Raw genomic sequence first — 2,461 nt, 5'->3', positions numbered from 1 at the left:
TCCAGCTCGCTCACCGAAAAGCCGAGGAAATGGATCGGGTCGGTCGGCGAGGCGCAGCCGCCATTGGCCATGATCTTGATGAAGTCGGCCCCGCCCTTCAGCTCCTCGCGCGCGGCGCGGCGCACATCGGGCACGCCGTCGCAGATGCGCCCGAGCGCGCCCAGCCGATGGCGCTCGATCACGCTCGGCCGATCATCGTAGCGGCCGCGGAAATCGGCATGCCCGCCGGTCTGGCTCAGCGCCTTGCCGGAGATGACGAGCCGTGGCGTCGGGAAATGCCCTTCCTCCGTCGCCTGCTTCAGGCCGAAATCGGCGCCGCCGACATCGCGCACCGTGGTGAAGCCGCGCAGCAGCATCTCGCGCATGATGACGAAGGAGCGCGCCGTCACCAGCGAATCCGGCAGGCGCGCATTGGCGCCGAGATCCGCCACGCCGGCCACGACATGGACATGCGCGTCGATCAGCCCCGGCATCAGCGTGCGGCCCTTGAGATCGACCGTCTTCGCCTTGGCGGAGGTCACCGCCTTGCCGACCTCTCGGATCGTCCCGCCCTCGACGAGGACGCTGACCGGCGCGCCCGGCTCGGGCGCCGAGCCGTCCACGATGCGGGCATTGGTGAAGAGGATCGAGGCCACGGGCTGTTCCTTGAAGCGAAAGACGGAGGATGGGAGGCGATGGCTCAGGCGGCGCCTGCCGCCGCGCGGGCGGCGAGGAAGGCGGGAACCAGCATCGGCGCCAGCCGCGCGACCGGCGCCACATGCTCCTCGCGGTAGTGATGCTCCGGCGCCAGCAGGTTGATCGTGCCGACGACCTTGCCGTCATAAATCGCCGGGATGTTGATGACAGAGCCCAGCCCCATGCTCTCGATCAACTCGTGGTCGAAGAAGGCCCAGCGGATGCCGGCCTTGTCGGTGCCGAGATAGGGCTGGAGCCCCTCGATCACATGCTTGCCCCAGGGTGTCGGCCCCATCGTCTTGCGGCCGGAGACCGGATACTCTTCCGGGCGGTTGGAGTAGATCCGCGCGACCTCTTGCCCGTCGACATAGAGCAGCGTAAAAAGCTGATGGCCGACAAGGCGTTGCGTCGCCTCTTCGAAAGCCTTGAACACCGTCTCCGGCTGGCCGGGCGCGGCGATCAGGGACGAGAGGGTAGCGAGGTCGTCGGACATGGGGTCTCTCCGGGATCAGGCGGCTGCGGGCGGCGCCGGCGCCTTCGGAATCTGTTCGGGCAGGATGCCCTGCGGTTTCAGATGCAGCACCAGGATCAGCGCGATGCCGATCAGCATCTCGCGCATGGCGGCGATCTGCACCGGCTGGAGCCCCGGCACCCATTCGGTCATGAAGCGCGTCGCCTCCAGGAAGATCACGACGGCATAGGCGCCCAACACCGCCCCGCTCGGCCGGCCGACGCCGCCCGCGGTGACGGCCAGGAAGATGTAGATCGTGATCAGCGGCTGGAAATGGTCGGGCGAGACATAGGACTGGAAATGCGCATAGAGCGCGCCCGCCAGCGCCGCGATCGCGGCAGAGAGCGCAAAGGCCTGCAGCTTGAAGCGCAGCACCAGCTTGCCGGCGAACGCGGCCAGCTGCTGGTCCTCGCGGATCGCCTTCAGCGCCCGCCCATAAGGCGAAAGGTCGAGCCGGCGCAGCAGCAACCAGACGATGACCAGCACCGCCGTCGCCAGCCCGAGATAGAACAGCGCGAAATTCTGCGTACCGAGTTCGGCCTTGAGCGGCGCCTTGATGCCGGAGATGCCGTCGGAACCATTGGTCAGCCAGCGCTCGTTCAGCGCCACGAGCCGGATCACCTCGGCAAAGCCGAGCGTGACGATGGCGAGATAATCGTCTCGCAGCTTGAGCGTCGCGAAGGTAACGAGAACCCCGACCGCAGCCCCCACCGCGAGCGCCGCGCCCCAGCCCAGCAGCACCGGGGCGCCCGCTCCAGTCGCCAGGGCGGAAGCATAGGCCCCCACCGCGAAAAAACCGGCAAGGCCGAGATTGACAAGCCCCGCCCCGCCCCAGATCAGGTTGAGGCTAAGCGCCAGCAGCCCGTAGATGGCGCAGAGCGTCAGGGTGAAGACGACATAGGACAGCATCAGGCGGCCCTCTCGCCGAGGATTCCGCGCGGGCGGAAGGTCAGCATCAGCAGGATGGCGACGAAGCCGACGCCGGTGCGATAGGTCGCGGGCACGACGAGCAGGGCGAGCTCCTCGGCGATGCCGAGCAACAGCGCGCCCGCAACCGCCCCCGGAATGGAGCCGAGCCCACCGAGCACGGCCGCGGCGAAGACCGAGAGCAGCACGCGATAACCCGTCAACGGGTCGATCGAGGTGTCGAGCCCGATCAGCACGCCGCCGACGCCGGTCAGCCCCGCCCCGATGAACAGCGTCACGATGGCGATCCGCGCCGGATCGATGCCCTTGAGCCGGGCCAGATCCGGATTATCCGCCACCGCCCGCATC

Annotated in this window: 4 protein-coding genes; all 4 read right to left on the bottom strand. The window is 68.1% G+C overall.

Annotated elements, in window-relative coordinates; all coding sequences use genetic code 11:
* Positions 1 to 635, bottom strand: a 635-nt coding sequence (locus tag ACOJTB_RS20370) for an amidohydrolase family protein (RefSeq protein ID WP_420104349.1), incomplete at its 3' end; no start/stop codon positions are given.
* A gap of 44 nt (positions 636 to 679) precedes the next feature.
* Positions 680 to 1,168, bottom strand: coding sequence for a GAF domain-containing protein (locus tag ACOJTB_RS20365; RefSeq protein WP_420104348.1), 489 nt, complete (start codon positions 1,166 to 1,168; stop codon positions 680 to 682).
* Between the two features lie 15 nt (positions 1,169 to 1,183).
* Positions 1,184 to 2,095 (bottom strand): branched-chain amino acid ABC transporter permease, encoded by a 912-nt coding sequence (locus tag ACOJTB_RS20360; protein ID WP_420104347.1) that lies wholly within the window; start codon positions 2,093 to 2,095, stop codon positions 1,184 to 1,186.
* A partial coding sequence (locus ACOJTB_RS20355; protein WP_420104346.1) for a branched-chain amino acid ABC transporter permease occupies positions 2,095 to 2,461 on the bottom strand: 367 nt, incomplete at its 5' end. The genes ACOJTB_RS20355 and ACOJTB_RS20360, both read right to left, overlap by 1 nt.

The sequence above is a fragment of the Allobosea sp. genome, assembly GCF_048595345.1.
GTDB lineage: Bacteria > Pseudomonadota > Alphaproteobacteria > Rhizobiales > Beijerinckiaceae > Allobosea.
Note: the sequence above shows the minus strand (reverse complement) of the source record. Positions and strands in the feature narration are given on the sequence as shown.

Bases quoted from the DNA above. Each gene is read 5' to 3' on its own strand.
- ACOJTB_RS20360 (WP_420104347.1), bottom strand. From the start codon at position 2,095: ATGCTGTCCTATGTCGTCTTCACCCTGACGCTCTGCGCCATCTACGGG.
- ACOJTB_RS20365 (WP_420104348.1), bottom strand. From the start codon at position 1,168: ATGTCCGACGACCTCGCTACCCTCTCGTCCCTGATCGCCGCGCCCGGC.